This window comes from Pseudaminobacter sp. Soil_N_29, from assembly GCF_057656055.1.
Genome location: NZ_JBDGLC010000055.1, coordinates 1 through 269, shown reverse-complemented (window position 1 = coordinate 269; position 269 = coordinate 1). Strand labels below are relative to the sequence as shown.

The following is a 269-nucleotide window of genomic DNA, read 5'->3' as shown; positions in this document are numbered from 1 at the left end:
ACCGTCGAGGGCCTGTCCGACATCGGCGCCCTCAACGCCGAATTCGCGCAAAGCTTCCTGCGCAACGAGGGCATCGCGCTCGTCGGCGGCGACCTCGGCGGCACGCGCGGCCGCCGCATCGAATACTGGCCCGCCTCCGGCCGCGCCCGCCAGGCCCTGCTCGCCGGCGACGCCGCCTTCGCCAGCCAGGACGCCGCCCGGCCGCCGCAGCCGCAAGGCGGCAGCGTCGAACTGTTCTGACCTTGCCGAAAGACCCCGCCATGCCCCAT

The 269-nt window shown here is 74.0% G+C and carries 1 pseudogene; it reads left to right on the top strand.

The window, feature by feature from the left end:
• Positions 1–240: pseudogene (locus AC3A4H_RS23720) on the top strand (chemotaxis protein CheD); the annotation flags it as partial.
• Positions 241–269 lie beyond the last annotated feature (29 nt).